Source organism: Bifidobacterium parmae, from assembly GCF_002860365.1.
Lineage (GTDB): Bacteria > Actinomycetota > Actinomycetes > Actinomycetales > Bifidobacteriaceae > Bifidobacterium > Bifidobacterium parmae.
On the sequence record NZ_NMWT01000011.1, the window covers coordinates 111,410 to 117,467 of the forward strand.

General features: G+C 62.9%; 4 protein-coding genes and 1 rRNA gene. 4 read left to right on the forward strand and 1 reads right to left on the reverse strand.

Annotated elements, in window-relative coordinates:
- Positions 1-3: 3 nt before the first annotated feature.
- From Uis4E_RS05415 to ilvA, 3 genes are all read left to right on the forward strand, one after another.
- Positions 4-876 carry a carbohydrate ABC transporter permease gene (locus tag Uis4E_RS05415; RefSeq protein WP_101622192.1) on the forward strand — a complete coding sequence of 291 codons (873 nt, stop codon included), beginning with the start codon at positions 4-6 and terminating at the stop codon, positions 874-876.
- Between the two features lie 207 nt (positions 877-1,083).
- Complete coding sequence (locus tag Uis4E_RS05420) at positions 1,084-2,922, forward strand: glycoside hydrolase family 13 protein (RefSeq protein ID WP_101622193.1); 1,839 nt, start codon at positions 1,084-1,086, stop codon at positions 2,920-2,922.
- 93 nt (positions 2,923-3,015) lie between these two features.
- Entirely contained in the window at positions 3,016-4,281 is a 1,266-nt protein-coding gene (gene ilvA / locus Uis4E_RS05425; protein ID WP_101622194.1) for a threonine ammonia-lyase, read from the forward strand.
- A 213-nt stretch (positions 4,282-4,494) separates the two neighbouring features.
- On the opposite strand, the gene Uis4E_RS05430 is transcribed toward ilvA, so the two are convergent.
- A complete protein-coding gene (locus Uis4E_RS05430; RefSeq protein WP_101622195.1) occupies positions 4,495-5,250 on the reverse strand; it encodes a Sir2 family NAD-dependent protein deacetylase in 756 nt (251 codons plus the stop codon).
- Positions 5,251-5,780: 530 nt separating this feature from the next.
- Between Uis4E_RS05430 and Uis4E_RS05440 the strand changes: the two genes are divergently transcribed.
- Positions 5,781-6,058: ribosomal RNA gene (locus Uis4E_RS05440) — 16S ribosomal RNA — on the forward strand; the annotation flags it as partial.

A 6,058-nucleotide genomic window follows, 5' to 3' on the forward strand; every position in this document is an offset into this window, starting at 1 on the left:
GTCATGAGTGCCGCAGTGTCTGAATCCGCCGTCAAGTCGGGTGCCAAGTCCGAGAAGTTCCGTAAGGACCACAACATCAACTGGTGGCTCACGGCCGCCGTCGCGGTCCTGTCCCTGACGATCCTGATCCCGCTCTATTTCACGATCGTCACCGCACTGAAGACCCCCGCCGAGGCCGGCACGTTCTCGCTGCCGACCACGTGGGAGTGGCACAATTTCGCCGACGCGTCCGCCAAGGTCAACTATCCGAAGGCCGCGCTCAACTCGGCGATCATCACCGTCGCCGCCGTCGTGCTGACCCTGCTGACCAACACGTTCGTCGCGTATGCGGTGGCCCGCAACATGGACAAGCGGTTCTTCCGCTTCCTGTACTACTTCTTCATCGCGGCCATGTTCGTGCCGTTCCCGGTCGTCATGCTGCCGATCGCCAAGCAGATGGGCTCGTGGCATCTCGACAATCAGGTCGGCCTGATCCTGCTGTACATGGTGCTGGGTCTCGGCACGAACCTGTTCATTGCGACGGGCTTCATCCGGTCGATTCCAGTTTCGCTCGAGGAGGCCGCGCGTATTGACGGTGCCGGTACGTGGCGCATCTTCTGGAAGATCATCTTCCCGCTGATGAGCCCGATCAACGCCACGATCGCCATCACCACCGCGCTGTGGGCGTGGAACGACTTCCTCCTGCCGCTCATCGTCTTGACCGACCAGTCCAATCAGACGATCCCGCTGGCTCAGTACGTCTTCAGCTCCCAGTTCGCCACCAATTATCCGATGGCCTTCTCCAGCTACCTGATGGCCATGGCTCCGATCATCATCGTCTACGTCTTCGCCCAGAAGTGGGTAATCGGTGGCGTGATGCGTGGAGCGGTCAAGTAGCGGAGAACCCGCAATCGAAGGGTGTCGGGAGTGGACGACGCCTCAGACCACGATGACCTTTCGCCGACTTCTTCGGCGAGAGGTCATCGTCGTATGAACGCCCTGTCGCTATTTCTTTCCGCCGCGCCCGGAAGACTTTCCGATGGGAATGAAAATCGTGGAATCCTATCCTGTTCGGTAAGAACGCAACCTACAAAGGAGTCGACGATGACCGCTTTCAACCGTGAGAACCTACCCGATGCCATCCGCACGAACGGCGCCACCCCGAACCCGTGGTGGACGAACGCCGTGGTCTACCAGATCTACCCACGCTCGTTCCAGGACACGAACGGCGACGGCTTCGGCGATCTCAAGGGCATCACCTCGCGTCTCGACTATCTCGCCGACCTCGGCGTCGACGTGCTGTGGCTCTCCCCGGTCTACAAGTCCCCGCAGGACGACAACGGCTACGACATCTCCGATTACCGCGACATCGACCCGCTGTTCGGCACGCTCGACGACATGGATGAGCTGCTCGCCGAAGCGCACAAGCGCGGTCTCAAAATCGTGATGGATCTCGTCGTCAACCACACCTCCGACGAGCACGCGTGGTTCCAAGCCTCGAAGGACAAGGATGACCCGCACGCCGACTGGTACTGGTGGCGTCCCGCGCGTCCGGGCTTCGAGCCCGGCACGCCCGGCGCCGAACCGAACCAGTGGGGCTCCTATTTCGGCGGCTCCGCATGGGAGTACTGCCCGGAACGCGGCGAATACTACCTGCACCAGTTCTCGAAGAAACAGCCCGACCTCAACTGGGAGAACCCGGCCGTGCGTCGCGCCGTCTACGACATGATGAACTGGTGGCTCGATCGCGGCATCGACGGCTTCCGTATGGACGTCATCACCCTGATCTCCAAGCGCACCGACGCGGCCGGACGCCTGCCCGGCGAAGCCGGCTCCGAACTCGAGGATCTTCCGGTCGGTGAGGAAGGCTACTCGAGCCCGAACCCGTTCTGCGCGGACGGCCCGCGGCAGGACGAGTTCCTCGCCGAAATGCGCCGCGAGGTGTTCGAAGGGCGCGACGGCTTCATGACCGTCGGCGAGGCGCCGGGCATCACCCCGGAACGCAACGAGCACATCACCAACCCGGCGAACAAGGAACTCGACATGCTCTTCCTCTTCGACCACATGGGCGAAGGCGAAGGACGCTCCAAGTGGGAGCTCGTCCCGTTCCGCACCCCGTGGCTGCGCGGCGTGCTGGCGAACCAGCAGGCCGCCGTCAGGAACGCCGGCTGGGCCAGCCTGTTCTTCTGCAACCACGACCAGCCGCGCATCGTGTCCCGTTGGGGCGACGACACCAGCGAGGAGGCGCGCGTGCGTTCCGCCAAGGCCTTCGGCCTGCTCCTGCACATGCACCGCGGCACCCCGTACATCTACCAGGGCGAAGAGCTCGGCATGACCAACGCGCACTTCACGTCGCTCGACCAGTACCGGGACCTCGAATCGATCAACGCGTTCCGTCAGCGCGTCGAGGAAGCGAAGATTCAATCCGCCGAATCGATGATGGCGTCGCTGGAACTCATCAGCCGCGACAACGCCCGCACTCCTATGCAGTGGGATGCGTCCAAGTACGCCGGCTTCACCGCGCCCGACGCCCCGGCCGAGCCGTGGATCGGCGTCAATCCGAACCATGTCGGCATCAACGCGGCCGCCGAATTCGACGACCCCGACTCCGTGTACGCGTTCTACAAGCGGCTCATCGCGTTGCGGCACGACGATCCGGTCGTCGCGGCCGGCGACTGGACGCTGATCGACGCGGACGACCCGAACGTCTACGCGTTCACGCGTTCCCTCGAAAGCGCACCGGGAGTGGCTGGCGGCACGTTGCTCGTCGCCGTCAACCTGTCCGGCCGCACCGTCGATTTGTCGGCCGAAGCGTATGCCCTGGTCGAAAACGGCGTCACCGAACACGACATCGTGATCAGTACCTATGGCGCGTCCCACGCCGTCGTCTCGCTCGCCAACCGCGAGCTCGACCCGTGGGAAGGCATCGTCGTGCGGCTCTGACGGTTCTTTGACGGTTCGCCGTCGATTCCTCGTCGATTCGCTAGGCGGGCACACGGCCATGCTCCGGCCGTGTGCCCGCCTACAATACGCATTATGGAACAGAAAGACGTCCTCAAAGCATTGCAGCGTGACCATGCGGCCGAACTCAAGAAGGCCGCCGAGCGGTTGAAGGGGACCGCGCGCCACACCGAAATCATCCCGTCTCCCGCGCTGAGCGAGATGACCGGGCACGAGATCCTGTTGAAGCCGGAGAACCTGCAGGTTACCGGGTCGTTCAAGATCCGCGGCGCGTACAACAAGATCGCCTCCCTCAGCGACGAGGAGCTGGTGCGCGGCATCGTCACCGCATCCGCAGGCAACCACGCGCAGGGCGTCGCCTACGCGGCGCGCGAACGCGGCGCCAAGGCGACGATCTGCATGCCGACCATCACCCCGCCGCTCAAGGTGGACGCCACCAAGGCGTACGGCGCCGACGTGGTCCTCTACGGCGACGTCTTCGACGAGGCCGCCGCGCACGCCGCCGAACTGAGCGAGAAGGAAGGCATGATTTTCGTGCCGCCGTTCGACGACTACGAGGTCATCTGCGGCCAGGGCACCATCGGCCTGGAGATCCTCGAGGATGTGCCGAACGTGACCGACGTGGTCGTGCCGCTCGGCGGCGGCGGCCTCGGCGCGGGCGTCGCGCTCGCCATCAAGACGTTCAAGCCGGAGGTGCGCGTGATCGGCGCGATCCCGGAAGGTTCCCCCGCGTGGAAGAACTCGTTCGCCGCGGGCCGCGTCACTGAGGCGGATCAGGTCGTCACCTCCGCCGAAGGCGTCGCCGTGAAGCATCCGGGCGACCTGCCGTACGCGCTGCTCAACGAGTTCCTCGACGATCTCGTCACCGTCACCGAACGCGACATCAACGAGATGATCCTGCTCATGCTCGAGAAGCACAAGCTGGTCGTCGAGGCGGCCGGCGCGGTGTCGCTCGCCGCGCTCGAGCACCTGAACCTGCGTTCGCGCAAGTTCGCGTCGGCTCCCGGCCCGCACGTGGTCGTGCCGATCATGTCCGGCGGCAACATCGACACGGTGACGATGGGCGCGGTCATCCAGAAGGGCATGATTGCCCGTGGCCGCATCATGAACTTCGAGGTGGAGCTGCCGGATACCCCGGGCCAGCTCGTCAAGGTCGCCTCGCTGCTCGCCCGCGAACGCGCCAATGTGATCGCCCTCGACCACGACCAGTTCAAGGCGTCCGGCCACTACACGAACGCGGTGTCGCTCGGCGTGACCGTCGAGACCAACGGCCCCGACCACATCGACCGCATCCTCGCCGCCCTCCGCGCCGAAGGCTTCCAGCCCAAGCGCATCTACTGAGTGCAATTGCGGTCGGGCCGTCAGCGAAGCCGACTGGGGAGCTGGCTGGGGAAGAAATGTCATTTCTTAGGTAGGTTGGTCGTTTCTTAGGTTGGTTCCATACGTAGAGGGGTGTTGCAACGTGATGGTTGCAACACCCCTCTTGCTGTTTCACCTACCTAAGAAACGTCGTATGTACCTAAGAAACGCGTTGGTGGGATGGTACGCGGTGATTCAGCTGTTTTCCGCGATCGTCTCATCGACGAGTTTCGGCAGTGCGACGGCGATGTCGTCGTGGATGAGGCGGTCGGCGAGACGGTCGTATTGCGTGCGGCCCATGTTCATGATGGTGATCGGTACGCCCGCCTGCGCGGCGACCGGCACGATGCTCGCGGCGGGGAACACTTCCAGCGTCGAGCCGATCACCCACAGCTCGTCGGCCTGCGAGGCGAGCTTGTAGGATTTCTCCATCGCGCCGTCGGGCAGCGCTTCGCCGAAGTAGACGACGTCCGTCTTGATCATGCCGTTGCATGGCATGTCGCCTTGGTATTTGAGCGTGCGGTGGCAACGTGGATCCGGTTCCTCGTCAAGGCGGGCCATGATGTCCGCCGTATTGTATTTCGCATGGCATTTCATGCAGTGCGAGGTGCCGATGGTGCCGTGCAGGTTCACGATGATGCTCGGGCTGTTGCCGGCCTTCTCATGCAGTGCGTCGAAGTTCTGCGTGGCGAGCAGCGTGAGCATGCCCGCCTTTTCGAGCTTGACGAGCGCCTTGTGCGCGACGCCCGGTTGCGCGTTCCATACGGGTGATTCCTTCTGCCAGCGCCATGAGTATTCGCGTGCCTCCTTGTCGGTGAGGAACGCGTCGATGTCGTAGACGCTCATCTGATCCGGATGCTTGGTCCACACGCCATCCGGACCGCGGAAATCGGGGATTCCGGCGGATGTGGAGATGCCTGCGCCGGTCAGGACTGCGATCTTCTTCGTCATACCCACAGGTATACGCCCGCGGTATGTCCGTGGTGTGGACTGGGTGTGTGGGGTCTGCCCGTTGCGGGTTTATTCTGTGGGTGGTGTGTCGGCGTGGCTGCCTCCCGCTGGCGGGTGGTGGCGCGCGGAGCGCGTCGGAGGGTGGTTCCGGCGCGTGTTGCGACACGCCGTGGGAACGCCGTCGTTGCAACGATTTGGGCGTGGTTTCGGCATGCCGGTTTGCGTTGTGGCGTGGGGTGGTGTAAGTTATTCACCTGTTGCCGCTCAGCGCGGCGGGCTGATTCCCCTTCTTCTGGTTGGTTCGGTTTGCCCGTTGACGTGGTGGTGGTTTGAGAACTCAAGAGTGTGTTGTACTACTTACTTCTTTATAGTCAATGATTGCCAGTCCGATTCTCGCTTCGGGGTTTTCCTGGAGTCGCCGAGGGGCGTTGAAGAGGGTCGGGGTTTTTGTGCGAACCTCTTTCCTTATTAGAGGTTCCGTCAATTGTTTTTAATGAGAGTCATCTGTCGATGTCTTTCTGCAATGTTTTTTTGTGGAGGGTTCGATTCTGGCTCAGGATGAACGCTGGCGGCGTGCTTAACACATGCAAGTCGAACGGGATCCTGGGGGCTTTGCTTCCGGGTGAGAGTGGCGAACGGGTGAGTAATGCGTGACCGACCTGCCCCGTACTCCGGAATAGCTCCTGGAAACGGGTGGTAATGCCGGATGTTCCGCACTGTCGCATGGTGGTGTGGGAAAGGGTCTTACCGGTACGGGATGGGGTCGCGTCCTATCAGCTTGACGGTGCGGTGACGGCGCACCGTGGCT